The sequence below is a fragment of the Flaviflexus equikiangi genome, from assembly GCF_014069875.1.
Taxonomy (GTDB): domain Bacteria; phylum Actinomycetota; class Actinomycetes; order Actinomycetales; family Actinomycetaceae; genus Flaviflexus; species Flaviflexus equikiangi.
In genome coordinates, this window is the sequence record NZ_CP059676.1 from 1,265,145 (window position 1) to 1,291,078 (window position 25,934).

26 protein-coding genes and 1 tRNA gene are annotated in these 25,934 nt (G+C 64.3%); 3 read left to right on the forward strand and 24 right to left on the reverse strand.

What is annotated here, in order from left to right; translation table 11 throughout:
• Positions 1-90: 90 nt before the first annotated feature.
• A complete protein-coding gene (locus tag H2O75_RS05905; protein WP_182169562.1) occupies positions 91-879 on the forward strand; it encodes a class I SAM-dependent methyltransferase in 789 nt (262 codons plus the stop codon).
• Here the strand turns inward: H2O75_RS05905 and polA are convergent.
• Positions 854-3,553 (reverse strand): DNA polymerase I, encoded by a 2,700-nt coding sequence (gene polA / locus H2O75_RS05910; RefSeq protein WP_182169566.1) that lies wholly within the window; start codon positions 3,551-3,553, stop codon positions 854-856. The genes H2O75_RS05905 and polA overlap by 26 nt on opposite strands.
• Before the next feature lie 56 nt (positions 3,554-3,609).
• Between polA and H2O75_RS05915 the strand changes: the two genes are divergently transcribed.
• Positions 3,610-4,002, forward strand: coding sequence for a PaaI family thioesterase (locus tag H2O75_RS05915; RefSeq protein ID WP_182169569.1), 393 nt, complete (start codon positions 3,610-3,612; stop codon positions 4,000-4,002).
• Here the strand turns inward: H2O75_RS05915 and H2O75_RS05920 are convergent, their stop codons facing one another.
• The 11 genes from H2O75_RS05920 to hisF all read right to left on the reverse strand — a co-directional run bounded on the left by H2O75_RS05920 (position 4,003) and on the right by hisF (position 13,391).
• Positions 4,003-4,650, reverse strand: a complete 648-nt coding sequence (locus H2O75_RS05920; RefSeq protein WP_182169572.1) for an ANTAR domain-containing response regulator — start codon at positions 4,648-4,650, stop codon at positions 4,003-4,005. It lies immediately after the preceding gene.
• Positions 4,651-4,969: 319 nt separating this feature from the next.
• Positions 4,970-5,051 (reverse strand) — tRNA-Leu (locus H2O75_RS05925).
• Positions 5,052-5,085: 34 nt separating this feature from the next.
• Positions 5,086-6,531, reverse strand: coding sequence for a pyruvate kinase (gene pyk / locus H2O75_RS05930; protein ID WP_182169574.1), 1,446 nt, complete (start codon positions 6,529-6,531; stop codon positions 5,086-5,088).
• 147 nt (positions 6,532-6,678) lie between these two features.
• Positions 6,679-7,611 carry a prolipoprotein diacylglyceryl transferase gene (lgt, locus tag H2O75_RS05935; RefSeq protein WP_182169576.1) on the reverse strand — a complete coding sequence of 311 codons (933 nt, stop codon included), beginning with the start codon at positions 7,609-7,611 and terminating at the stop codon, positions 6,679-6,681.
• Between the two features lie 4 nt (positions 7,612-7,615).
• Positions 7,616-8,401 carry a tryptophan synthase subunit alpha gene (gene trpA, locus H2O75_RS05940; RefSeq protein ID WP_182169578.1) on the reverse strand — a complete coding sequence of 262 codons (786 nt, stop codon included), beginning with the start codon at positions 8,399-8,401 and terminating at the stop codon, positions 7,616-7,618.
• Positions 8,401-9,600 carry a tryptophan synthase subunit beta gene (gene trpB / locus H2O75_RS05945; protein ID WP_182169580.1) on the reverse strand — a complete coding sequence of 400 codons (1,200 nt, stop codon included), beginning with the start codon at positions 9,598-9,600 and terminating at the stop codon, positions 8,401-8,403. The genes trpA and trpB overlap by 1 nt, the downstream gene beginning before the upstream one ends.
• On the reverse strand, positions 9,597-10,385 hold the full coding sequence (gene trpC, locus H2O75_RS05950) for an indole-3-glycerol phosphate synthase TrpC (RefSeq protein WP_182169582.1): 789 nt from the start codon (positions 10,383-10,385) through the stop codon (positions 9,597-9,599). Before trpC ends, trpB begins: the two co-directional genes overlap by 4 nt.
• A gap of 55 nt (positions 10,386-10,440) precedes the next feature.
• A complete protein-coding gene (locus H2O75_RS05955; RefSeq protein ID WP_182169584.1) occupies positions 10,441-10,701 on the reverse strand; it encodes an HGxxPAAW family protein in 261 nt (86 codons plus the stop codon).
• Between the two features lie 47 nt (positions 10,702-10,748).
• A complete protein-coding gene (locus H2O75_RS05960) occupies positions 10,749-12,314 on the reverse strand; it encodes a chorismate-binding protein (protein WP_182169586.1) in 1,566 nt (521 codons plus the stop codon).
• Positions 12,295-12,627, reverse strand: coding sequence for a phosphoribosyl-AMP cyclohydrolase (gene hisI, locus H2O75_RS05965; protein WP_182169588.1), 333 nt, complete (start codon positions 12,625-12,627; stop codon positions 12,295-12,297). Before hisI ends, H2O75_RS05960 begins: the two co-directional genes overlap by 20 nt.
• On the reverse strand, positions 12,624-13,391 hold the full coding sequence (gene hisF, locus H2O75_RS05970) for an imidazole glycerol phosphate synthase subunit HisF (RefSeq protein ID WP_182169591.1): 768 nt from the start codon (positions 13,389-13,391) through the stop codon (positions 12,624-12,626). Before hisF ends, hisI begins: the two co-directional genes overlap by 4 nt.
• Before the next feature lie 45 nt (positions 13,392-13,436).
• Between hisF and H2O75_RS05975 the strand changes: the two genes are divergently transcribed.
• Positions 13,437-14,009, forward strand: a complete 573-nt coding sequence (locus H2O75_RS05975; RefSeq protein ID WP_182169594.1) for a nucleoside/nucleotide kinase family protein — start codon at positions 13,437-13,439, stop codon at positions 14,007-14,009.
• Here the strand turns inward: H2O75_RS05975 and H2O75_RS05980 are convergent.
• Genes H2O75_RS05980 through H2O75_RS06035 form a run of 12 tightly spaced genes read right to left on the reverse strand, consistent with a single transcriptional unit; the run spans position 13,977 to position 25,736 of the window.
• Entirely contained in the window at positions 13,977-14,588 is a 612-nt protein-coding gene (locus H2O75_RS05980) for an NUDIX domain-containing protein (RefSeq protein WP_182169597.1), read from the reverse strand. The two genes, H2O75_RS05975 and H2O75_RS05980, sit on opposite strands and share 33 nt — an antisense overlap.
• A gap of 36 nt (positions 14,589-14,624) precedes the next feature.
• Positions 14,625-15,755, reverse strand: coding sequence for a glycosyltransferase family 4 protein (locus H2O75_RS05985; protein ID WP_182169600.1), 1,131 nt, complete (start codon positions 15,753-15,755; stop codon positions 14,625-14,627).
• A gap of 9 nt (positions 15,756-15,764) precedes the next feature.
• Positions 15,765-17,324, reverse strand: coding sequence for a murein biosynthesis integral membrane protein MurJ (murJ, locus tag H2O75_RS05990; RefSeq protein ID WP_182169603.1), 1,560 nt, complete (start codon positions 17,322-17,324; stop codon positions 15,765-15,767).
• Between the two features lie 18 nt (positions 17,325-17,342).
• On the reverse strand, positions 17,343-18,116 hold the full coding sequence (locus tag H2O75_RS05995; protein ID WP_182169606.1) for a hypothetical protein: 774 nt from the start codon (positions 18,114-18,116) through the stop codon (positions 17,343-17,345).
• Positions 18,113-19,108: a copper transporter gene (locus H2O75_RS06000; protein ID WP_182169609.1), complete on the reverse strand. Its 996-nt coding sequence runs from the start codon at positions 19,106-19,108 to the stop codon at positions 18,113-18,115. The genes H2O75_RS05995 and H2O75_RS06000 overlap by 4 nt, the downstream gene beginning before the upstream one ends.
• 13 nt (positions 19,109-19,121) lie before the next feature.
• Positions 19,122-20,303 (reverse strand): putative cytokinetic ring protein SteA, encoded by a 1,182-nt coding sequence (gene steA / locus H2O75_RS06005; protein ID WP_374971570.1) that lies wholly within the window; start codon positions 20,301-20,303, stop codon positions 19,122-19,124.
• Complete coding sequence (gene recN / locus H2O75_RS06010; protein ID WP_182169614.1) at positions 20,300-21,988, reverse strand: DNA repair protein RecN; 1,689 nt, start codon at positions 21,986-21,988, stop codon at positions 20,300-20,302. Before recN ends, steA begins: the two co-directional genes overlap by 4 nt.
• Complete coding sequence (locus H2O75_RS06015) at positions 21,985-22,809, reverse strand: NAD kinase (RefSeq protein ID WP_182169617.1); 825 nt, start codon at positions 22,807-22,809, stop codon at positions 21,985-21,987. The genes recN and H2O75_RS06015 overlap by 4 nt, the downstream gene beginning before the upstream one ends.
• Positions 22,806-23,657 carry a TlyA family RNA methyltransferase gene (locus H2O75_RS06020; RefSeq protein WP_182169619.1) on the reverse strand — a complete coding sequence of 284 codons (852 nt, stop codon included), beginning with the start codon at positions 23,655-23,657 and terminating at the stop codon, positions 22,806-22,808. The genes H2O75_RS06015 and H2O75_RS06020 overlap by 4 nt, the downstream gene beginning before the upstream one ends.
• Positions 23,657-23,809 carry a hypothetical protein gene (locus H2O75_RS06025; RefSeq protein WP_182169621.1) on the reverse strand — a complete coding sequence of 51 codons (153 nt, stop codon included), beginning with the start codon at positions 23,807-23,809 and terminating at the stop codon, positions 23,657-23,659. Before H2O75_RS06025 ends, H2O75_RS06020 begins: the two co-directional genes overlap by 1 nt.
• Positions 23,809-24,825: an HAD-IIA family hydrolase gene (locus tag H2O75_RS06030; RefSeq protein ID WP_182169623.1), complete on the reverse strand. Its 1,017-nt coding sequence runs from the start codon at positions 24,823-24,825 to the stop codon at positions 23,809-23,811. The genes H2O75_RS06025 and H2O75_RS06030 overlap by 1 nt, the downstream gene beginning before the upstream one ends.
• Positions 24,822-25,736: a hypothetical protein gene (locus tag H2O75_RS06035; protein WP_182169626.1), complete on the reverse strand. Its 915-nt coding sequence runs from the start codon at positions 25,734-25,736 to the stop codon at positions 24,822-24,824. Before H2O75_RS06035 ends, H2O75_RS06030 begins: the two co-directional genes overlap by 4 nt.
• Positions 25,737-25,934: the final 198 nt, after the last annotated feature.

The window sequence follows — 25,934 nt, forward strand, 5'->3', positions numbered from 1 at the left end:
AAAATTTCGTTCATGTGACGCGCACGACTCACCACCGCCGCGAAGGTGCGATTGAGGCCCTCCTTTCGGCGCTCGTGGCACACTTCAAGCATGGAACCAGCTTTTCTCCCCGCCCGTGACGTGACCAGTCCGCACACGGTTGCCCAGTCGTGGTGGGATCGCAATGCTGATGAGTATCTTCGCGACCATCCCTCTCTCGGGGAGGTGAAATTCCAGTGGGGGCCCGAAGGGTGGACAGAGGACGACCTCGCGATGATCCCGCGAGTCCCGGGCAGGATACTCGAGGTCGGTGCCGGTGCCGCCCAATGCTCCCGCTGGCTGGCCGCCCGGGGCGACACCGTGATCGCGACAGATATCTCCCAGGGAATGCTGAACGCTGCGCGTCTGCTCAACAAGCGGACCGGAATCGATGTCCCACTCGTGCAGGCCGACATCACAGCCCTTCCTTTCGCGCCGGAATCCTTCGACACCGTCTTCACGTCGTTCGGGGCTCTGAGCTTCCTCCCCGACCTTGAGCGTGCGTTCGCCGAGATCTTCCGAGTCCTCGTGCCCGGCGGAACCTGGGTGTACTCGGTGACACACCCGTTCTCCTGGGTGTTCCCGGACTCCCCCTACGCGGATGATCTCACCGTGATCCGGCCGTACGGGCGCGAGATCGCCTACGTCGAGAATGATTCTCGCGGGACGGACTATGCCGAGTTCCCGCACACCATCGCTGATCATGTCAATGCCCTGGCTGGGACCGGTTTTCGCATTCAGTCGATGCTGGAACCCGGGTGGCCGGCAGGCAACGAGGGTACGTGGGGCGCGTGGGGGCCGGACCGGGGAGCGTTGCTCCCCGGCACGCTGATCGTCAGTGCGCTGCGGCCCGCCAGTTAGCTCCGACTCCGACTCCGACAGAGAGCGGGACTGACAGATCGACGGCGGAACCCATATGGGTTTCGACGAGCTCACGGACAGCATCGCGTTCACCGGGCGCGATCTCGAGGACCAGTTCGTCATGCACCTGGAGGAGCACGCGTGACGTCAAGGACCCTGAGGTGAGCGCCTCGTCCACGCTCAGCATCGCGATCTTGATGATGTCGGCCGCGGAGCCCTGAATGGGGGCGTTGAGTGCCATGCGCTCGGCCGCTTCGCGACGCTGACGATTGTCGGACGTCAGGTCGGGGAGATAGCGGCGCCGTCCGAGGATCGTGGACGTGTACCCGTCCTTGCGGGCCTGGGCGACGATGGAATCCAGGTAGCGCTTGACCGCGCCGAAACGCTCGAAATAGTCGTCCATGAGCTGCTGCGCCTCCGACCGGTCGATGCGGAGCTGGCGGGAGAGCCCAAAGGCGGACAGACCATACACGAGGCCGTAGCTCATGGCCTTGATCTTGTTGCGCTGGGCCGATGTCACCGCGGACGGCGAGATGCCGTACACGTGCCCGGCAACATAGGAGTGGAGATCTTCGCCGTCGATAAAGGCCTGGATGAGGGCGGCATCGCCTGATTGATGGGCCATGAGCCTCATCTCGATCTGCGAGTAGTCGACCGTCATGAGCGATTCGTAGCCGTCCCCGGGCACGAAGGCTTCGCGAATGCGCTGGCCCTCTTCCGTGCGTGCGTGGATGTTCTGCAGGTTCGGCTCGGTGGAGGACAGCCGTCCCGTGGCCGCAACCGTCTGTTGGAAGGTCGTGTGGATCCGACCGTCCGAGAGAACCGACTTGGCCAGGCCCTCGACGGACTGCTTGAGCTTGATCGCGTCACGATGCTCGAGAAGCTGGCCGAGGAACTCCCGGCCGGCAACCGCCGTGTCGTCCTCCCGGAACGCCAGCTGCGCATAGAGATCCGTCAGCGCCTCCGCATTCGTCGTATAGCCGGACTTCGTCTTCCGCGTCGGAGGGAGTCCGAGCTCGTCGAAGAGGACGCCCTGAAGCTGCTTGGGGCTGGAGAGATTGACGTCGTGGCCGATCGCCGCATATGCCGCCTCCGCAGCCGCGGTGACACGAGCATCGAAAGCCGATCGCAGCTCCTCGAGAACGGCGACGTCGGCGGCGATGCCGCGATCCTCCATACGCGCCAACACGGTCATGAGCGGCCGTTCCAGGCTGTTGAGCAGTTCCGTCGAGTCGCGCTTGGCCAGTTCGCCGCTCAGCACCGTCGCGAGCGGCAGGAGCGCCCACGCTCTCGCACCGGGACCGTTGGCTGCGCCTCCACCGACAGACAGGCCGAGATCGAGCTCGTCCGCCTCCATGTCCGGCAGGGCGATGCCGATGTGGCGGGCGACAAGATCGGCAAGATCATAGGTGCGCTGATCGGGGTGGAGGATGTAGGCGGCGAGCTCGGTATCGACGTCGACGCCGACCAGGCGGGCATTGAACGCACCCTTGATGGCATGCCAGGCCGCCTTGGCCTCGTGGATCACCTTCGGAGCCTCGGCGTCTTCGATCCAGGAGACGAAGGACGCCTCGTCCTCCTCGGAGAAGTCCGCCCGGTCGGCGACAATAGCCTGCCCTGACTCGTCGGCAATGGCGAGGAGCCCAACGTCGCCCCGGGCGGGTTCCCCACTGCCGAGAATGTACAGCCCGAGGCGTTGGGTTGAGCGGCCCCCCAACCACCTTGCGATGTCTCCAGGGCCCGCCATGACCGCCTCGAGTGCGTCCATGCTCTCCCCTGCCTCCTCGGTGTCTCCCTCGGCGAGAGGCAGCTCTGCGAGTACGCGTGGGCGCAGGGACGTGAAGTCGAGGGTGTCGAAGAGCTGGTGAACGGCTTCCCGATTTACACCCCTCGGCTTCAGCTCGTCGAAGGACACCTCGAGCGGCATGTCCCTCAGAAGGTGGTTGAGCTTCCGGTTCAGCTTCACCTGCTCGATGTTCTCGCGGAGGGAGGCACCGACCTTGCCCCCGATCTCGTCGGCATGCTCGATGATGCCGTCGAGACTGCCGTAGGCCGCGATCCACTTCTGTGCCGTCTTCGCACCCACACCCGGCACGCCGGGCAGGTTGTCGGCCTTCTCCCCCACGAGCGCCGCGAGATCGGGGTACTGGTCGGGGGTCACCCCCGTACGCTCCTTGACGACCTCGGGAGTCATCTCCAGCATCTGCGATCTCGGCATCGGGTAGAGCAGGGTCACCCGATCGTTGACCAGCTGGTAGGCATCCTTATCGCCGGAGGACACCACCACTTCCATCCCCTCCTTGACGCCGCGTTCCGCGAGAGTGGCGATAATGTCGTCCGCCTCGTACTGGTCGAGAGTGAGCCACGTGATGCCGAGAGCATCGAGGACTTCCTGGATGAGAGGGATCTGGCCCTTGAACTCTTCGGGCGTGTCGGCGCGTCCGCCCTTGTAGGCCGCGTATTCCTTCGTCCGGAACGTGCCACCCGACAGGTCGAAGGCAACAGCGACATGGGTCGGCTTCGTATCCGCATAGAGCTTGAGGAGGGTATTGACGAAACCGTGGATACCGTTCGTGTATTGACCCTGGTCAGTGCGGAACGCATCCTTCGGCAACGCAAAGAAGCTGCGGAAGGCGAGGGAATGGCCGTCGAGGAGAAGAAGTCGTTGATTCACTCCCCCAGGGTACGTCCCGCGCTCGGCAATTTCACCAGTCGGCTACTCTAGGGCGCATGAACACTCACCTGAAACTCGGCGGCGGCGCTCTTGCCGAGAAACTCGGACTCACCATTACGCACGTCGGAGACGGCACGATGGAGGGCACGCTGCCAGTCGAGGGCAACACTCAGCCCTATGGTCTTCTGCATGGGGGGATGAACGGCTTCCTCGTCGAACATCTCGCCTCCGGCATCGCGATGATGCACTGCCCGCCCGACCTCGCTCCTGTCGGCACCGATCTGCACGTCTCGCACGTGTCCCCGGCGACAACGGACTCGGTGCGAGCCGTGGGCTCGGTCGTGTCGAAGTCGGCGGGGACAATATGGGTCAAGGTCGAGATCTACTCGGGAGAGCGCCTGACCGCATTCGGTTCTTTGACCGTCCGGTTCGTGAAACCGCGACTCTGATCAGTGGCCGACCTGGTCGATGACCGCGTCGGCAACCTCCCTCATCGTCAGACGGCGATCCATGGACGTCTTCTGGATCCACCTGAAGGCCTCGGGCTCCGTCAGTCCCATCTTCGACATGAGGAGCCCCTTGGCCCGGTCCACCTGCTTGCGCGTCTCGAACTGTTCCGTCAGGTTCGCGACCTCGCTCTCCAGGGAGACGATCTCGTGGAAGCGTGACACGGCGATCTCGACCGCGGGGATGAGATCGGCAGGGGTGAATGGTTTGACGACGTAAGCCATCGCACCAGCATCGCGGGCGCGCTCGACGAGCTCGCTCTGCGAGAACGCGGTCAGCATGACAACGGCACACGTACGGTTCGCGAGGATCTGCTCGGCGGCGGTGATCCCGTCCATGCCCGGCATCTTCACGTCCATGACGACAACGTCCGGTTCCAGCTCCTTGGCCTTCTCGATCGCTGTCTCGCCGTCTCCGGCCTCTCCGACAACCTCGATGCCCGCTTCGGTGAGGGTCTCGACGATATCGAGTCGGATCAGGGCTTCATCTTCGACGACGAGGGCGCGATAGGTACGCTCCTGCCCATCATCAGCAACCTCGTCGACAAGAATCTCGAGATCGTCGAGTGAGTGATCTTCACTCTTCACCATCGTGGCCTCCTTTGGCATGTGACGGCTCTGGGCCATTTCTATGCCCGTGGACATTATCTCTCACAGGTTATCCCTCAATCTTCACATTCGTCATATCATTGCGATCCGGTGCACAGAGTTTCACAAGGCTGTGTCCCACACACGCCCAGAATCGCCCGACATGTCGCGGTTTAATTCCGTAAAAAACGGGGTGTGAAATCACTAACCGTGTCGGTGGACGAACTCATCGAGCCCGCTGCGAGCCTCATGCCGGTGCAAGACAGATGTGCGCCTGGAAACATGAGAGTGTCGGGACACTGATGTCCCGACACTCTCTTCGTACTCCGGGCGGGACTTGAACCCGCATGCCTCTCGGCGCCGCATTTTGAGTGCGGTGTGTCTGCCAATTCCACCACCGGAGCAGACGCCCGGCTAGCCAGGCTCTACGAGTATACTCTAGTCCTCGTCGTTGCTGCGTTCGTGGCCGGGCAGCGTCTCACCGATCTTGTGGACTCGAATCGAGTTCGTCGAGCCGACCGTGCCGGGCGGCATGCCCGAGACGATGACGACGCGCTCGTCGACTTCGGCCAGTCCGCGGTCGCGCAGAACCTGGTCGACCTGGTTGACCATGTCGTCCGTGTGCTGGACTTCCGGCACGATGAGAGCCTCGATGCCCCACGAGAGGGCGAGGGCGTTGCGTGTCGATTCGAACGGAGTGAACACAATGTTCGGGATCGGGGAGCGCAGGCGAGAGAGCCGGCGTGCCGTCAGCCCGGAGGTGGTGAACGTCACGGCGAAGCGGCAGTCGAGCGCTTCAGCGATATCGAGGGCGGCTCGCGTGATGACACCGTTGCGTGTCTGGCGCATGCCGGACAGCGGCGCGATGTTCTCGAGGCTGTGCTCTTCCGTGTAGGAGATGATGTCGCCCATGACCTGGACGCACTCGATCGGGTACTGGCCGACCGAGGTCTCACCTGACAGCATGACGGCGTCCGCACCATCGAGGATGGCATTCGCGCAGTCGGATGTTTCGGCGCGCGTGGGGCGCGGGTTCGTGATCATCGATTCCAGGACCTGGGTGGCGACGATGACGGGCTTCGACTTGCGGCGCGCAAGATCGATGCAGCGCTTCTGGACGATCGGGACCTGCTCGAGCGGCAGTTCCACGCCGAGGTCACCTCGGGCGACCATGATGCCGTCGAAGACGTTGACGATCTCTTCCAGGTTCTCAACAGCCTGGGGCTTCTCGATCTTCGCGATGACAGGGATCTTGCGGCCGACACGATCCATCACTTCATAGACGTCGCCGATGTCCTTGGCGGAGCGGACGAAGGAGAGCGCGATGAGGTCCGCGCCGAGCTTCAGAGCCCACTCGAGGTCGACCTTATCCTTCTCGGACAGTGCCGGAACCGAGACGGCGACACCGGGCAGGTTGACGCCCTTGTGGTTGGAGACGGGGCCGCCGACGAGCACCTCGGTGACGACGCGGGGGCCGTTGACCTCCTTGACGCGGACAAGGATCTTGCCGTCGTCGATGAGGATCTCGTCGCCGGGATGGCAGTCGCCGGGAAGTCCCTTGAACGTCGTCGACACCATGTCCTTGTCGCCGAGGATGTCTTCGGTCGTGATCGTGAAGATGTCTCCGTTGCGCAGGACGACAGAGCCGTCAGCGAAGTTTCCGAGCCGGATCTTGGGGCCCTGGAGGTCGACGAGGATGGCGACAGCCTTGCCCGTCTCCTCGGCCGCGGCGCGGACGTTGGCGTAGGTCTGTTCGTGATCTTCGTGGGTGCCGTGGGAGGCGTTGATTCGTGCGACATTCATGCCGGCTTCAACCAGCTCGCGCACTTTCTCTCGACTCGAGGTCGCAGGACCGATGGTGCAGACAATTTTGGCTCTTCGCATGAAGACCACATTACCCAACTACGTGCTCAGATTGCGTGACACGTGCGATTATTCGCGCCACAGTCCGCGCTCGACGAACGAATGAGAATGCTCGCTCCCCCACCCGCGGGGTGCCGCAGCCACCGCAAACCTATTGGTAGAGGGCCTTTAGTCCTCGTTGCTGGCGTCCGCCGCAGCATCCTCGGAGCGCGCTCCGCTCGCGGCCTCCGGTCCAGCGTCATGAGAATCACGTTCACCATCGGCCGTATGCGTGTCGTCATAGATCTCGTCGACGAAGCCATCTGCACGGACGATCCTCGTCCGCCAGATGAAGAAACCGGTGGCGATGAGGAACATGGCGATCGAGGTCCACACGTTGAGGCGCAGGCCCGCGACAATCTGCGCTTCGTCGATGCGGAGATTCTCGATCCACGTTCTGCCTGCCGTATAGATCATGACGTAGAGCCAGAACGACTGGCCGCCCCGCAGGTTGTAGCGCCGCTCGAGGGCGACGAGCAGGACGGCGCCCGCCAGGCACCACACCAGTTCGTACAGGAATGTCGGATGGAAGGTGGTGCCCTCGGGGAAGCCGCCCACGATGTTCTCGGGGTCGATCTCTAGACCCCACGGGAGCTCCGTCGGCCGGCCGTACAGTTCCTGGTTGAAGTAGTTCCCGAGCCTGCCGACGGCCTGCCCGATGAGGAGCCCGGGCGCGAGAGCATCCGCGAACGGTGCCATCCGCAGGCCCCGACGCTTCAGTCCGATCCAGGCACCGACCGCGCCGAGCGCAATCGCACCCCAAATGCCGAGGCCCCCCTCCCACACGCGGAGGATCTTGGACAGATCACCGTTCTCACCGAAATAGGGGCCGGGTGTCGTCACGACGTGATAGAGCCGGGCTCCGACGATGCCGAAGCCGATCATCCAGACGGCGATATCGAGCGATACCTCGGCTGGGCCGCCCTTCGCCTGGTAGCGCCGCTCGAGCAGCCACCAGGCGATGACGATGCCGATGATGATGGCGATGGCGTAGGCACGGAGGGGCAGCGGCCCGATCATCCAGACGCTTTCGGACGGTGAGGGGATGGAGAGAGGGTACATATACTCAGCTTTCGCCGTGGGAACCGGCAGCGATGTCGGTGGCAAGTGTCCGGAGCTTCCCCAGGGTGGGGTCGTCCTTGAGCGCTGCGATCAGCGCAGAACCGACAATAACACCGTCCGCGAACTCCGCGATCTCCGCGGCCTGCGCTCCAGTCGAGACGCCGAGACCGACACAGACGCGTTCCGCACCGTGCGCCCTCGTGTCTGCCACGAGCTGACGTGCACGGTTGTCGACAGTCGCCCGGGCACCCGTCACTCCCATGGTCGATGCCGCATAGACGAAGCCGCGGCAGGAGTCGGCGACAAGCTGGAGCCGCTCCGGGCGCGATGAGGGCGCGACAAGGAAGATCTTGTCGAGGTCATAGGCGTCCGCAGCGGCGATCCACTCCCCCGCCTCGTCGGGCACGAGGTCGGGCGTGATCAGCCCGGCACCGCCCGCGTTTGCGAAGTCCCGAGCGAAGTCGTTGACACCGTAACGGAAAATCGGATTGAAGTAGGTCATGACCTCGACGGCGGCCCCAGTGGCCGCCACCTGTTCGACAATCGCGAAAAGCTGCTTCATCTTGAAGCCTTTCGCCAGTGCCTCCTGGGTGGCCGCCTGGATCAGCGACCCGTCCATCCCCGGATCCGAGTACGGGAACCCGAGCTCGATGATGTCGGCACCGGATTCGACGACGGCGATCGCGGCGTCTGCACTCGCCTGGGCGTCCGGGTAGCCCGCCGGGAGGTAGGCGACGAACGCCGCTCCCCCGCGGGCGCGTGCGGCGTCAATCTTGTCAGCGGCCTTCATCAGTACACCTCTCGTGTTGCCGAGCCGTCGAGTCCGAACCAGGCAGCGGCTGTCTCGACATCCTTGTCCCCGCGTCCCGACAGGCACACGAGGATCGTGGCATCGGGATTCTCTTTCCCGATCGTCATCGCACCCGCCAGAGCGTGCGCTGATTCGATCGCGGGAATGATCCCCTCCGTCCGTGACAGGACAGAGAATGCCTCCATCGCCTCAGCGTCCGTCACGGGCAGGTATCGCACCCTGCCCGTCTTGGCCAGGTGAGCATGCTCGGGCCCCACACCGGGATAGTCGAGGCCGGCAGAGATCGAATGTGAGTCCTGGGTCTGACCGTCCTCGTCTTGGAGGAGGTAGGTCTTCGCACCGTGGAGGATCCCGACTTCACCGATGGAAATGGGGGCGGCGTGGCGGCCGGTGTCGATGCCGTCACCGGCGGCTTCGAGCCCGACGAGGTTGACGTCCACGTCGTCGAGGAAGGCGGTGAAGGTGCCGATGGCGTTCGATCCCCCGCCGACGCAGGCGAGAACCCAGTCGGGGAGCGCTCCGGTGAGTTCGCGGACCTGTTCGCGTGCCTCATCGCCGATCACCCGCTGAAGGTCGCGGACGAGAGCGGGGAAGGGATGGGGGCCGGCGGCCGTTCCGAAGATGTAGTTCGTCGTGTCAACGGTCGCCACCCATTCCCGGAATGCTTCATTGATCGCATCCTTGAGAGTGTTTGAACCCTGGTGGACGGAGACGACTTCCGCTCCGAGGAGTCTCATGCGGGCAACGTTGAGTGCCTGGCGGCGAATATCCTCCGCCCCCATGTAGATCGTGCAGTCGAGCCCGAGCAGAGCCGCGGCGGTCGCGGTCGCCACGCCGTGCTGGCCGGCACCGGTCTCCGCAATCACTCGAGTCTTCCCGAGGCTTCGGGTGAGGAGAGCCTGACCGAGCACGTTGTTGATCTTGTGGGATCCGGTGTGGTTGAGGTCCTCCCGCTTGAGGATGACCCTGGCACCGCCGCAGTGCTCGGCGAAGCGTGGCACCTCGGTGATGATGGAGGGGCGGCCCGTATAGGTTCGGCTCAGTTCTGCAAGCTCCGCAACGAAAGCGGGATCGGCCTTGAGCTTCTCCCATCCCTCCGTCAGGTCATCCAGTGCGGCCATGAGGGCCTCGGGGATGTACCGGCCGCCGAAATCGCCGAAGTAGGGTCCTGTACTCATGCTTCACCAACAATTCTGATCATGTCTGCGATGGTCTGTCTCGGCTGGCCGGACTTGACGAGGGCTTCTCCTGTCAACACAGCATCCGCCCCTGAACGCCAATAGGAGAGAACATCGGCTGGGCCTGTGATCCCTGACTCGGCGACCTTGACGACGTTCTCCGGCAGGAGCGGGGCGAGACGATCGAACGTCGTCATATCGACGTCGAGGGTTTTGAGGTTGCGCGCGTTGACTCCGATGACCTGGGCTCCTGCCGCGACCGCGCGGCGTGTCTCCTCCTCATCGTGCACCTCGACGAGGGCTGTCATGCCGAGATCGTGTGTGATCGAGAGGAAGCGTGCGAGCTCCGCGTCGCTCAGCGCCGCGACGATGAGGAGAACAAGGTCGGCTCCGTGCGCCCGAGCCTCATAGATCTGGTACTCGGTGACGACGAAATCCTTGCGCAGAACGGGCACGGAGACTTTCTCCCGCACTCTGTCCAGGTCTGCAAGAGACCCGCCGAAGCGGCGGCCCTCGGTGAGAACCGAGATCGCGGCCGCCCCGCCCCCCTGGTATTCGATCGCCAGATCGCCGGGTTCGGGAATGTCGGCGAGAGCCCCTTTCGACGGGCTGGATCGCTTGACCTCGGAGATGATGGAGATTCCCGGGGCGAGGAGTGCCCGGCGTGCGTCGAGAGCGGGCACCGCGCGGGATGCGAGGGCACGGATGTCGTCGAGAGGGACGTGCGCTTCGCGCACAGCGAGATCCTCGCGCACTCCCGCAATAATGTCGTCGAGAACTGTCATGACTGCCTTCCGTTATAGAAAATGGGGCGCCGAGGCGCCCCATGAGTGCCTCAGATCAGTTCGTGTACCAGTCTCCGCCCTTGGCGGTCTGAGTCAGTGAGGTGGGCTGCCCCCGCCCGGTGACGTGGAGCGCGAAGGCCACGACATTCGCGAGAACGATGAGGGCGACGCCCGTCCATGCCATGATCGGGCTGACGATGAGGCCGATGCCTGCGACGAGGAAGCCGACGCAGACGCCGATCGCCCACGTCCATCCCGCCACCGTGCGGCCATGGTTCTCGAACGGGGTGGCCTCGGGGAGGCGGTATGTTTCCATTTCAGGCGTGGACAATGGTGCTCCTTCGTCGATGTCTGGTGACTAGCTTAACCCTCTTGCGGGCTCGTGTCCTCGAAGGCGTCGAGTGGTGAGACGAGCGTCTGGGCAATCTGGATGGCTCTGACGGCCGCGGCGGCCTTGTTCCGAGTCTCGATGTCTTCCGTCTCCGGCACGGAATCAGCCACGATTCCTGCCCCGGACTGCACGGATGCCATGCCATCGGCAAGCACGGCCGTCCGGATCGCGATCGCGACATCCGCGTTGCCCGCGAAATCGAAGTAGCCTGCCACTCCCCCATAGATGCCGCGACGTGCCGGTTCGAGCTCGTCGATGATCTCGATGGCGCGCGTCTTCGGCGCCCCGGAGAGGGTTCCTGCCGGGAATGTGGCCGCGAGCGCTTCGACCGCATTGACGCCGTCCCGCAGCTCGCCCGTCACGGTCGAGGTGATGTGCATGATGTGGGAGAAACGGGCGATGCTCATGAACTCGGAAACGTCGACCGTGCCCGGTTTTGAGACTTTGGCGAGGTCGTTGCGGGACAGGTCGACAAGCATGACGTGCTCGGAGATCTCCTTCGGGTCTTTGAGGAGTTCCTCCGCCATCTCCCGATCCTCGATCGGCGTGGCGCCGCGGGGGCGTGAGCCGGCGATGGGAAAGGTGCGAACCGTGCCGTCTCGCACCGCCATGAGTGTTTCGGGGCTTGATCCGACGACGGAGAAGCTGTCGTCACCATCGCGCAGGTTGAGGTAGTACATGTACGGGGACGGGTTGATCGACCGGAGGACGAGATAGACGTCGAGGGGGTCGGCCGTGCAGGGAATATCGGCCCTTTGGGAGAGGACGACCTGGAAGACGTCGCCGTCGACGATGTGCTGCTGGCCTGCCCGGACGGCGTCCTGGAACTGTTCTGGCGTGACTCTCATGCGGGGCTGGGCCGGTGCCTGATCTCCCGCCTGGAGGACGCGGGCGGCTTGGGGACCTGTCAGCGCTGCCATCATCTCGCCGATCTTGCCGATTGCGCGATCGTAGGCTGCCTCCACACCGTCGGGGAGTCCGTTGCGGTTGACCGCGTTGGCGATGAGCCACACGACTCCGCGCCGGTGGTCGATGGCGACGAGCTCCTCCGTCAGGCACATGGCCACGTCGGGGACCGTGTGCTCTGCGGGGGCCTTCTTGCGCAGTGTCGGCTCCCAGTCGTACAGGATGTCCCATCCGAGGACGCCGACGAGCCCGCCCGTCAACGGCGGCATGCCGTCGATGTGAGCGGATGCGAGTGTCTCCAGAGCGTCGGCGAGCAGTTCGGTTGCGGACCCCTCGAGGCGGAGGCCTTCGGGGACGTCTCCCTCCCACTGCGCCTGCCCGTCTCGTGCCGTGAGGAATGCGGAGGAGGAGACGCCGACGAATGACCAGTTCGACCAGTAGTCCTGCTCGGCGGATTCGAGGATGAAGGAGCCGGGGCGTCCGGCCGCGAGACGGCGGTAGATGCTTGCCGGGGAGGTGTCGTCGATCAGGAGTGTGACCGCGACCGGGACGACGCGGCGGGTCGCCGCAAGGTCGACGAATTCGTCACGCCCTGGGAAGATCTCGCCCCAGTTACTGTGCGTCGCGTTCATTGACAACCGCCTCTATCGTTCGTGTATCGAAACATGACCTGGTGCCGTTGTGGCAGGCTGCGCCGATCTGCTCGACCTGGATGAGGAGCGTGTCCTCGTCGCAGTCGACTTCGATGCCGCGCACGTACTGTCGGTGGCCGGACGTGTCGCCCTTGCGCCAGTATTCTTGGCGGGAGCGGGACCAGAACCAGACGCGGCCGGTCGTGCATGTCCGGTCGAAAGCCTCCTCGTTCATCCATCCCATCATCAGCACGCGGCCGGTCGCGTGGTCTTGGATGATGGCGGGGATGAGTCCGTTCTCGTCGTATTTCATCGGACCTCGACTCCTGCTGCCCGCAGGCCCGCCTTCACGTCCGAGATCGTCAGTGTGCCGTAGTGGAAGACGGAGGCCGCGAGGACGGCATCAACCCCGATCGCGGCGACACGGACGAAATCCTCGACGGTGCCGGCCCCGCCGGAGGCGATCAGGGGGACGGAGCAGATCTCTCGAACCGCCGCCGTCATATCAAGATCGAAGCCCTGCGTCGTCCCGTCGTGATCCATCGAGTTCAACAGGATCTCACCCACGCCGCGATCGATCGCTTCGCGCACCCATGCGAGAGCGTCCACACCGGCGGAACGCCGGCCGCCATGCGTTGTCACCTCGAACCCCGAGGGGAGGGAGTCGTCCGTCGTGCGCCGAGCATCGACCGAGAGGACGAGTACCTGATTGCCGAATTCTGTCGCAATATCGGTCAACAGTTCGGGACGGTTGAGAGCGGCCGTGTTGACGGAGATCTTGTCTGCTCCCGCGCCGAGGAGCCGGGACACGTCGTCGACGCTCCGCACCCCGCCGCCGACCGTGAGCGGGATGAAGACCTGTTCGGCGGTGCGTGTCACCACCTCCATCATCGTTCCGCGATCTTCGACCGAGGCCGAGACGTCGAGGAAGGTGAGTTCATCAGCGCCCTCCGCACCATATCGTGCGGCCAGTTCCACCGGATCCCCAGCATCCGCGAGGTTCTCGAAATGGACGCCCTTGACGACCCTGCCGCCGGTGACATCCAGGCACGGGATGACGCGAAGCGCAACGCTCATAGAACCTCTCCTTAACGTGTGTTCAGACAAGGCTAGGCTATACGCGTGAGGACGATACTTGCCAACCAGATAGCGGACCTGGGCGCCCGCCCCGCCGTGGTCACCATTGACGGGTTCTCCGGGGCCGGTAAGACGGTTCTCGGCGAATGGTTGGCCCGGGAGCTGACGAGCCGTGGACCTGCCCACCACGCCACGCTCCTGGAGGTCGAACTGTGGGCGCACGGCTGGCAGGATCTGGCCGGCGGCGTGTCACGAGTATCCGACGTCGTCCGCGCCCTCCGCTGGGGGCCCGCCCGCACGTCGACCTGGAACTGGTGGACGGAGGAAGAGGAAGCCCCGATCGTCCTCGAACCGCGTCCCATCATCCTGGTCGTCGGATGTGGGGCAGGGCAGATTCCCGCCGACCTGTCGATCTGGATCGATAGCGATGAGACTCTTCGCGCCGATCGGGTGTCCGCTCGCGATCCGTACGACTGGTCCGAGCATTGGGCGCAATGGGCGCGCCAGGAGCGCGCACTCCTCGACCGGTACGATGCTCGCGCGCATGCGACCTACCGGTTGATCTCCGACGATCAGGGCCTCAGGCTATCTCAGCCAGGGAGCATCCGGTTCGCGTAGCGTGCCGTGTCCCGCGAGCGCGGAGGCGGCGGACAGCAGCCCCGTGAGAGTGGTGGCATTGTGGAGAGAGCCGTCGTGGGCGGCCGTGATCGCGTCGGAGAGTGCCACCCATTCGTGCACCATGTCAGCCTCTTCCTCTGTCCGCTCATAGACGAGAGCCGACGGCCGGAGGTCTCGGGCGAGGAAGATGCGCAGGCTCTCGGAGAGACACCCTGGTGAGGAGAAGATGTCGACGAGAACATGCCACGTCTCGGCGTCCAGGCCCGCTTCTTCTGCCAGTTCGCGCTTCGCGGCTTCGAGCGGGTCTTCCCCGTCCTTGTCGAGCAGACCGGCGGGAATCTCCCACAGGACCGCCTGAACCGGGTGGCGATATTGGGACAGGAGGAGAACCTCGGGGCCGTTGCTCCCGCTTCTCATGGGGACGATGGCGACGGCGCCCGGATGGGCGATGTATTCCCTGCGCAGGACCGTATCCTGGCCCTCCAGTGTGAGGTGGTCGGAGACGAAAGAAAACACGTTCCCCTCATAGATGGTGTCACTCGAGTGGATGGTGTGCCTGTCGTCGTGGCGGTCGATCACGGTATGGTCCCTTTCCGGTCGCGGTTCATGCTGTCGTCAGTCGCGCGCCGTCTCCCCGCGAGCCGCCACCAGCATCGTGTAGCGGCTGAGCCAGAGCTGGGCGATCTCTGGAGAACGCGGCTGGTCGGCGATCCTCTGCCTGGCCGCTTCGGTCAGGGATGCTGAGAGCCGGGGATTGCCCAGGAGTGTCCTGACGCCGTCCACCATCGCGCCAACATCATCGACGTCGAAGAGGATGCCGGCATCCTCCAGCAGGTCGGGAATGCCGCCGGTACGAGTCGCGATGACGGGAACCTGGGCCGCCATCGCCTCCTGCACAGCGAGCGGACGGGATTCCCACACGGAGGGCAGCGCGAACACATCGGCGGCCGCCAGCCAGTCATCGACATCCGAACGTTCACCGGCAAGGACGAGGGGTGCACGAGACGAAATGGCACCGAGTCGAAGCTGGTCGTCGATCGACATATCGCCCCGCCCGATCAACACCCACGTGACCTCATCGCGCAGAGCCGTCGCCGCCTCGAGCACAGCCAACACGTTCTTGCGCGGGATCAGAGAGGAGACCGTCAGCACCATCGGTTTTGCAGGATCGATGTCCCGGCCCGGGCTTGCCACGGCAGGCAGCCCTGCCAGCAGGCGTGCCCGCAGGGCCCGCTGCTCGTCCGGCGCAAGCCGGGGAGTGTCGAGCAGGCCCGGCACTCGAGGACTCGGAACATATGACAGCCACGTCTGTTTCGCACCCACCTGACGGGCTATGTCGACAAGATCGGGAGAGGTGCCCGACACGGCGTCAGCGATACGGACACCGAACCCGTTGGGCGATGTTGCCGACAGCAGGCTCCGCCCGAGGCCGGGACGAGCATGCCAGGACACGACAAAAGCGGGCCTGCGGCGCTCGGTGAGAAGTGTCGCCGCCAACAGGCCACCATTGCTCCCATGGGCGTGGACGACATCGGACCGGCGGATCAGGCGTTTGAGGAGACGCACCTGCGTGCCGGCAAGCCGGGAGGGGATGACGATCGACTCACCCACATCATGATTATCGATCACGTCCGCATCGGCAGCGACGAGGACGTCGTGACCGGCGAGACGAAGCTGACGAGCCAGACGGGACACATGGTTCGCCATCGCACCGTCACCGGTTTGAATCACCTGCACGATGTTCACGGCACACCCTCAATCCTGAGTGGCCCACGAGCGCACCCTCCACGTCATCGGATCGGCACGAAGTGTCACGACGACAGGAATGGCGCCGGCAACAGCCGCGCCGACCACCGCGCCCCCCATGGCGGGGAGCATTCCCTCGCCCAAGTCTAGGACAAAGGAGCACGCCAGAGAACCGATAAACGCCGACAGGACCGACACTGGTATGACGACGCTGAGGGTCCGGACGAGCCCACCCGTCACGGTGGGGCCGATCGCACGCCGACAGGCGCGCACACCGAGAACACCCGCCACGCTCATCCCCGCCGCAGTCGACGCAGCGAGAACATACAGGGTGAGAGTCCGCCCGCCGGACAGCGGAATCGCTGACAGCACACCAACGCACACAACGGCCCAACCGGCCACAGTCACCCGTAGGACAGCCCCCGGGCAGTCCAGCGCATAGAGCACACGGGACGTGTGATAGAGCAGCGAATAGCCGACGATGCCGACTGCCAGAATCGACACGACGACCTCCAGCTCCGGCATCTCATACACGAGAGTGAAAACCCGTGCCGCCCCCGCGGCAACCGCAATCAGCACGCCTGCACCAATGACGGACACCGTCGCCACGAACCGTATCGACGCACCGACGAACTCGGCCAGGCCTGGCCGTCCCGGCAGTGCGGCTCGCTCCGAGATCCGCGGGAACAGCGACGTCGCGATCGGCACGGCCAGAATCGCGTAGGGCAGGAAATAGAGCGCCTGCGCATACCTATAGATCGGGAAGGCACCCACCCCGCCCATCGTGTTCGCGACAACCATGATGAGGACGATTGCGGCCTGCTGTGCGAGCAGACCCCCGAATCCGGCAGACGCCATCGACACAACCTTGGCACCCACCCCTTCCGGGAAACGAAACGTCGGACGAAGGGAAACGAGCCTGAGAACAGGAACGAGCTGCGGCGCGGTGAACGCAACAACCCCTGCCGTCGTCCCCCAGCCGAGCCACAGGAGAGCTCCGACAGGAACCTCCGTCCCCTCGCTCCCGCCGTTGACCCAGAACATGGCGAAGGCACCGATGACGACGATCGATGACAGCATCGGTGCGAGGGCCGGCAGGATGAAACGGCGATGAGCCTGGAGGATCCCGGAGAAGACCACGGACAGGCCATAGAGGGGAACCTGTACGGCGAAGATGCGGAGCAGCAGAGCTGCCATGGAGACGACACCATCGTCACGCCCAGCCAACAGCACCGAGGCGAGAGGCTCAGCGAAAGCCACAACAAGCACGGCAATCGGCACGCCCACGGCCACGACCCACGTCACGAGAGCGCTCGCGGTCCGATTCGCCTCCTCCCGGTCCCCCCGTGCGAGGCAGCGGGACAGAAGCGGCACGACAACCCCTGCAAGGGCGCCACCTGCCGCCACTTCGAAAAGAACGTTGGGAACATTGTTGGCAGTGGCGTAAGCGTCAGCTGTCGGGGTTGCCCCGAGCACCCAAGATTCACCGACGGTGCGCCCGAAGCCCACGATTCGTGAGAACAGGGTGAGAATGGCAATGACGCCGGCTGCTCCCGCAGCCGACGCCATGAAACCCTTCCGCTCCACCTAGCGGCCCCACTCGTCCATCGTTGAGAGGACGGGACTCTGGTCGATGATCCGGGAGAAGGAGACTTTCTCGGACGCGAGGATCAGAGCAGTGACAGCGCCCGCGGAGGCTGCCCGGACGCGCCGTGACGGGTGAGCAGCGAGAGCGACGCCGAGGACGCCACCCGCCGCATTCGCGCCCAGATCCCCCAGCATCGTCCGTCCCGACAGGTCGGACGGGATTGTTCCCGCGATCATTCCGAGAAGCCCCGCGCTCACCGGGGAGGCATGCCGGGAGGCGATGACGGCGCCGAGCACTGTCGCCTTGAGTGCACGGCCGGGACGCAGATCGAGAAGATTGATGAGGTTGGCGGTTCCGGCAATCGCGACGCAGCGCACCGCCCAATCCCCGATCTTCCTATCGGGCTGGCCGAGGAGTGCGGCTCCCGCGCCTGCACCGATCCCGATGACAGCGATTTTGAGGACACCGGTTGTGACGCGTCCGTGGGCGAGTGAGCTCAGGTGACCGTGCAGTCCCTTCGCCGTCGCGAAACGAGACTCTTCATGGTCGTCGATATAGCCGGCCGCCGCACCAGCACTGCCTGCTATCACAGCGGCCCACCGCACGGGAGCAGGGGCGGCCAGTGCACCGGCAAGCGCCCCTGCGGCTGCGGACACGCCACCGCTCAGGCTCACTGGCTCACCGCGATAGTTCATCCGTTCCCATCGGGCGCCTCGCGGAGCGGGCACCCTCGTGGCCGCGAACCCTGCGGCGGCTGCGAGGAGAGGTTTCACGACTCGTCAGCGGTCGGTTCGACAGGGTTCTCGTTCGGAGGGTCTCCTGCCGTTCCTTCTCCCTCTTCGGCACCGGGCTCGAGGGCCAGCTCGACCGGGCTGCCGAGGACGAGTTCTGCGGATTGGCCGACACCCCACGTCACCGTCGAATCCGACAGTTCCTGAGTCAGTGCGAACGGCACGTTGATGAGAGCAGTCGCATCGTCCGGCGTGTCGACCGTCGACACGTCGGCGTCGCCCGCACGGAGCGCCTCGAGGAGTGTTCCCGTCCCATCGTTGCCGGCGAACACCATGGGCGTGTCGATAGCGGACAGGAATTCGATCTTGTTCAAGAGAACCGTCTCATCAACGGTTTCGGCCTCGGCCGGCACGTCTTCATCGGCGGGCCCGATGACGAGAATCGCAGTGGCGGGAGCCGTCAGAGTCTCCTTCACCTCGATCAGAGCATTGTCTGAAGCCTTGAACAGTTCCGTCAGGGTCGCCGCGCCGGGATCCTGTGCGTCCGTCGTTGCGATGAACTCGAGGCCGCGTGCGAGCGTCCCGATCGGGCTATCGGCCGGCTCGACATAGGATCCGAGCTGGCCCGCAAGCGCGTTCCGGTAGGTTGCCCGCTCAGCGGAGAAGAACTCCTCGGTGATCTCGACGGATCCAGTCACGCTCGCACCGGCCTCGATGAGATTCGCGCGGTGCCGTTCCACCGTCTCGGCGCTTGCCCCCGGCATCGACACCAGAAGGACGGACTGTCCCGTCAGGGTGTCTGCCACCATCTCCGGCGCCAGAGTCTCGAGGCCGCTCTCGTAAGCCGAGGCGCGCTGGTTCGCTTCATCGGCATCGATCCGTGCCTGGTCGCGCGAATCTCGCAGGGATTCCACCTGGTCGTTCAGTGCTCGTCCGAGCGAGTTCTGCAGCGGCCCAGCGCCGAGCACGACGCCGACCGCGAGCGCCATGAACACGGCGATGAGGGAGACGAGGTGGTAACGGAAATCAACCATGACTAACTTTCACTCAACCGAATAGACGGGGGAACCAGTTCCAGAGATCGAGGAACCAGGCTTGCGCGAGGCCCCAGGCCGTTTGGCCGACCTCTGTGGATGCGATCGCTGCCGACATGGCGACGACGCCGGCGATGACGAGGGCAAGGAGCTGCCAGGTGGAGATGCGGGACTGATAGAGCTGGGATGCTCCCTTGGCGTCGATCAGGCGTCCGCCCACTTTGAGGCGGGTGAGGAACGTCGACGCCATCCCTTCGCGACCCTTGTCGAGGAACTCGATGAGAGAGGAGTGTGTTCCCACAGCGACGATAAGATTGGCGCCCTTCGAGTCGGCGAGAATCATGGCCGCGTCTTCGCTCGTCCCTGTCATCGGGAACACGAGGTAGGGCACGCCCAGGTCTTCGACGCGTTTCACGCCGGGGGCCCGCCCGTCACGATATGCGTGGACGATGATCTCCGCACCGCAGTTCAGTGCCGTGTCGGAGACGGAATCCATGTCGCCGACGATGACGTCGGGGCGCAGTCCGAGCTCGAGCATGGCGTCCGCGCCGCCGTCGACGCCGACAAGCACGGGCCGGTAGTCGCGGATGTAGGCGCGCAGCGACTGCAGGTCGTCCTTGTAGTGGTATCCGCGGACGACGATCAGCACCTGTCTGCCATCGAAGCGGGTCCGCACGTCGGGGATGCCGACGGAGTTGAGGATCAGGTCCTGTTCCCGCTCGAGGTAGGACATGGTGTTGTGTGCGAAGGCGGACAGCTGCACGGCGATGCCGTCACGGGCCGCCTCCATGTTCGCCTCGTTGAGGGCCGAGGTCTGTCGAGTGCCCTCCGCGATAAGATCCCCGCCCCGATAGACGGAGCCCGTCTCCTCGATTCGAACGCGGTCGCCTTCGCGCAGGTCCATGATCTGCGAACCCAGGTCATCGATCAGCGGGATACCGGCGTCGAGGAGTATTCCCGGGCCAAGGTTCGGATAGCGTCCCGATGTCGACTTGGCCGCGTTGAGGACAGCGGCGGGAGCGCAGGCGACGAGCGCCTCCGCGGAGACACGGTCGAGATCCTCATGATCGATGATGGCGACATCACCGCCGGACAGACGCTTGGTCAGGTTCTTGGTACGAGAGTCGATGCGGACGGGCCCGCCGAGCACATCAGGCTCGGTGGACCCAGATCGACGACGAAACATCCAGCTCACTTTCCTATCGTCCCACATGAAGCTGAGAGGAGGTCCTCGGCATGTCGGCGGGCCGAGTCGAGGTCGGCGGAGCCGGAGAGCATGCGAGCCAGCTCGGTCACCCGGTCAGAGTCTGCAACAGTGCGGACTTCCGTCGCTGTGTCTCCACGCGCGACGACGATCTGGCGATCAGCCCAGGAGGCCACTTGGGCGAGATGGGTGACGACAATCACCTGCGCGTGAGCGGCAAGGGCGGCCAGGCGCGCGCCGATAGCCTTCGCCGCTTCTCCACCCACCCCGGCATCAATCTCGTCGAAAACGAATGTCGGCGGAATCGATGGCGCTGTCTTGGCAAGGACGAGCTCGATGGCGAGCATGATGCGGGACAGTTCTCCGCCCGAGGCGGATGTTGAGAGTGGAACGGATGCGGCGCGAACGTCTGGACGGAACATGAACGTCACTCTGTCCATCCCGTCAGCCCGTGGTTCGGACGATGCGACGTCGATACTGATTTCTGCACGGCCCAATGCCAGTTGGGCTAATTCTGCGTTCACGGCCTGGCTGAAGGACTGCGCGATCGTCGTGCGAACATCGTGGAGGACGGCACCGCACGTGCGCAGCTCTCGTATTGCGTCCGCAACTGCCTCTTCCAGTTGTTCGGCACGTGCCTGAGGGTCGTCGTAGGAGGACAGGATCTCTCGGGCGCGATCGGCTTCTTCGATGGCCTCGTCCACGCTCATGCCCAGCTTCCGCGATAGCGAACGCAGCTTCGCTCGTCTCGCATGCAGCTCGTTGAGATTCTCTCCCGTCTCCAGGCCGCCGAGCAGCCCGGCGACGATGGCGGTGAGATCTTTCAGCTCGGCCTCCGCGGCAACCGCGCGCGATCGTGCCTCGTCGGCTCCGGGTTCCTTCAATCCTGCGAGGCCAGCTACTGCCCTCCCGACGAGATCGACGGCCCCCGGCATCATCTCCCCATCACCGGACAGCGCGCCGAGTGCCTGGCTGAGTCCGCTCCTCGTCTCCTCGATCGAATCGAGACGTTCGATGCGGGCGCGCAGATCGTCTTCTTCACCGGCAACCGGCTCGATCTCATCGACCGCTTCCACGAGGGCTGTCAGTGCCAGCCGTCTCGTCGCGATATCACGAGCATGAGCCCGGAAATCCTCCAGATCTGCCAGTGCCTGTCGGTACGCATTCCACGCCGAGCTGTACTCCTCGAGGGCGGCCCGTGCCGGCTCCCCGCCCGCGCTGTCGAGGGCCTGGAGCTGGGCTGAGGAGGATCTCAGCCGCATCTGCTCCGACTGTCCGTGAATGGTCACGAGTTGCCGTCCCAGATTCTCGAGAGTGGCACGCGGAACTGTTCTGCCGCCGAGGAAGCAGCGCGACCTGCCTTCTGCCGGAACCTGGCGGAGGACTGTCACGTCGCTTCGACCACCATCGCTGTCGACATCGGCACCGCTGTCCCGGACAAGATCGAGCACGGCACTATCATCCGGGACGGTGAAAATACCCTCGACAAGGATCCGGTCCGCGCCACGACGAACCTTCGTGGCGTCAGCCGTGCGTCCGAGGAGAAGTCCGAGAGAGGTGAGGAGCATTGTCTTGCCGGCCCCGGTCTCGCCTGTGATCGCGGTCAGACCGGGTGCGAACGAGATAGCGGCCTTGTCGATGACACCCAGGTTTTCGATCGATACCTCGGAGATCATCGTCGCCTCCGATCTCGCCAACCTCGCACCGGCAGATCGAACTTCTTGACGAGCCTGCCGGAGAACGGCGTGTCGTTGAGACGTGCCAGGTAGACGGGATGGTCTGACTTGCGGGCGGTGATAAGGCTGCCTGCCGCAACCGGAAGCTCCCTCCGTCCATCGCACACGAGGCGTGCACCATCGGTGTCGATGACGATCTCCAGCTCCGATTGAGGACCGACGACGAGGGGGCGCGTGAAGAGAGCATGCGCCGCGACGGGAATGAGAAGCATCGCCTCGACATCGGGCCAGACGACGGGGCCGCCCGCGGAGAAGGAGTAGGCGGTGGATCCTGTCGGGGTGGCCATGAGGACCGAGTCGCACGAAAAGGAGGAGACGCCGCGACCATCAACACCGAGACTGACCTCGATCATCGGCATACCCGCCTTGTCGAGCGCGGCCTCGTTCAATGTCCATGTCCGTGACCGGGACCCGTCGGCCAATGTCACGTCAATATCCATCGTCATCCGGCGATCCAGCGTCCACTGCCGTGCCGTGATCTGTTCGACGACACGAGGAAGGCCTTCCGGCTCCACCTCGGCGAGGAAACCGACATGACCATAGTTGATCCCGACGATGGGAACCTCGGTCCCGCGCGTCAGTTCCGTGGCGGCGAGTATCGTGCCGTCCCCACCGAGGACGACGACGATCTCCGCCTCTCCCAGCGGGCCCGACCGTCTCACGTGGAAACCCTGACGGGTCAACTCGGCCGACATCGCCGCAGCCGACTGCTGGGCGTCCGGACGATACTTGTGTTCAACAACGTATATTTCACGCGTCATGTGTTCTCCTCGGAGCCGACTCTACCGAACAGGGCAGGTGCCGGCCCGTTCATGACGGCCCTGTGGATCGCATCTGCCAGATCGGTGACAGGGTCCGGGTGGTTGCGCCGCATCGAGAGGAAGTATTCGACGTTGCCGGCCGGTCCAGGCAGCGGGGACGCGGCCACATCGGCGATGTCGAGACCGAGGTCCATCGCGCATCCCGCAACCTTCGCGACTGTCTCCTCGTGATGGTGGAGGTCGCGGACCACTCCCCCGTGGCCGAGGCGATCCTTCCCGATCTCGAACTGAGGCTTCACCATGAGAAGGAAATCGGCATCGTCTCGGCACGCACCGACGAGGGCAGGGAGGATCAGCGTGAGAGAGATAAACGACAGGTCTCCCACCGCCATGTCAGGACTCGGAGCCACATCCTCCGCAGTCAGCTCCCGCACATTCATGCGCTCCATGACAGTGACACGCGGATCTTCGCGTAACCGCCATGCCAAGAGTCCGTAGCCGACGTCGATCGCGAGCACCTCGGATGCTCCGCGGCGCAGCAAGACGTCCGTGAACCCACCGGTACTCGCACCGGCGTCGATGATTCGGCGCCCCTCGATGCGAGGCGCCCGATCCCCGAGCAGATCGAGGACCCCGGCCAGCTTGTATGCTCCCCGGGACGCATAGTGGTCGAGATCGGTGTCATCGACGACGATTGCCTGCGCCGGGTCCACTTGGCGGGCAGGCTTCGTCACGACACCGCCGTCGAGAAGAACACGCCCGCTTTCCACGAGACGCTTCGCCTCCTCACGGGAAGAAGCCAGGTTCCGTCTGACGAGTTCAGCATCGATGCGACGAAGACGTCCCATTATCCCTGTGCCTTGCTCAACGCCTCCGACAGGACGCGTGCAATCTCGTCGAATCGACCCGCCGCCCGGTCGAGGCTTTCACCATCGACCGGGTCATCCGGCATCAGATCGGCGACAATCGCCTCCATGTCACGACCGGGAGTTGGTTCCATCACGCAACCACGAGGTCCGCCAGCTGGTCCGCAAGCTTCTCGCGGGACACGCCAGCATCGGCAGCAGCCCAGCACGCAGCGACGACACACCTGTACAGCTCGAGCGAAGCACCGTCGAGGGGACCGGAAGCCACGAGCTCCTCATTCGAGACCTCGGCCCACGATTCTCCACGTGACGCCTTCATCCCGGAAAGACTCGGCGCGCTATAGGGCTCGTTCAGTCCCACGAGGGTCTTGACGAGGAACGTGGGGCGCTCCTCCGGGATGGCAAGGGCGACATCCTTCTCGTCGTTGACGCCGGTGAGGACGTGCAGGGAATCGATTCCGGCAGCAACCGCGCCTCGAATATCCGTGTTGAGACGGTCGCCCACAGCGAGTGGACGCACCGCGGAAACGCTCTCCCCTGCCTGGTGGAACACCTTGGGAAGAGGTTTTCCCGTCGCGAGGGGGACAACGCCGGTCGCATGCTCGACGGCCTTGACTAGAGAACCGTTGCCAAGCATGAATCCGCGCTCCTGTGGGAGCGTCGCGTCAAGGTTCGAGGCGATGAACAGCGCGCCGCGCTGAATAGCGAGCGCACCCTCAGACATGATCGCCCACCCCACGGACGGATCCCAGCCCTGCACGACCGCGGCGGGGTCGTCATCCGCGGAGTCGACAACAGTGAAACCCTTGACCGTCAAAGCTTCGACGAGACCGGCCCCGCCGATGACGAAGACCTTCGATCCGGCAGGGATCTGCTCCGAGGCGAGTTCCGCGGCCGCCATAGCCGCCGTGTAGACCTCGGAATCCTCTGCAGGAATCCCCAGGGATCGCAGGTGTTCACCGATAGCATGCGGGGTGCGGGACGCGTTATTAGTCAGATAGACGGCGCGCTGACCGCTGTTGCGTGCGTCCGTAATCGATTCCGCTGCGTCGACGACCGGCTGGTCTCCGCGGTAGCACACACCATCAAGGTCGTAGATGGCTGCGTCATAAGCCGTCGATAGTGGTTCGTTCGATGACGTGAGCGTCACTTGTCATCCCCTTCATCCAGCTTCTCGAGGTCCTCGACGGAGAAATCGAGTTCGAGCTGATCAGGCTCAGTCGTCGTGTCAACGGCCTCGATCGGGTCAACGGCCTCGACCTCGTCTTCGACATCCAGTTGGTTCGCGGGGATGTCGCCCTCGTCCAGCATGTCATCCGACTCGGCGTCGTCAAGGAAATCGTCCGATTCGACGTCGGGTTCCTCGACGGGGACGTCTGCGCGCTCGGCACGAATGTCGGCAAAACGATCGACCTCCGCGTCTTCCAAGTCGGCGATCTCTTCTGTGAGCTCTTCCTCGTCAGCTGGGGCCTCCAGCTCGTCGAGATCCTCATCTGCCCACGAGTCCTCGTCGTCAGAGTCGTCATAGCCTCGAGCAGTCTCCTCGACGTGTTCATCGAAGACCTCGATCGTTTCGACGTCCCACAGCGGCGCCCACGTCTTCTCGACCTCGGCGGCCTCTTCGTCCCGGCCGAGCTCGCGCAGTCGTTCGACGCGTACGAGTTCGATCGGAGCCCTCATCTCCTCAGTGAACGAGTCAACCTTCAGAGTCTCGATCAGCCGCAGTCCCTTCTCGGATTCCTCGAGATCAGCGAACGCACCTGACACGACGAGGGCAAGCTCGATCTGAGCCGCGGGCTCGAGCTCGGCAATGTTGATGTCCTCCAGGTATTTGATCGCACGCTCCGGCTTGCCCATGCCGCGCTCGCAGTCAGCCTCGAGGTACGCATGAGACATGTCTCCCGACATACGACGGTAGGTGCGAAGCTCGCGCAGAGCCTCACCGTACTTCTCGTTCGCGTACGCGGTGAGACCGAGAGCCTCGCGAACAATATCGATACGTGACGCACGGCGGTAGGCTGCCTTCGCATGCTCGTAAGCCAGCTCGGGATTATCATCCATGAGCGATCCTGCCATGACGAGCAGGCGTGCGACGCGATCGGCGTTGTCCTTGTTGAGGGACAGCAGGTGCCTGCGCGCATCCTTGCTCAGATCCTCTGCCGTGATCTCGTCCGGAATGTAGGGTTCGGGAATACGATCCTCGCGGCCTGCCCCAGCCCGGGGAGCGTGCTGACGGTCATCGCCACGCTGCTCGCGTCC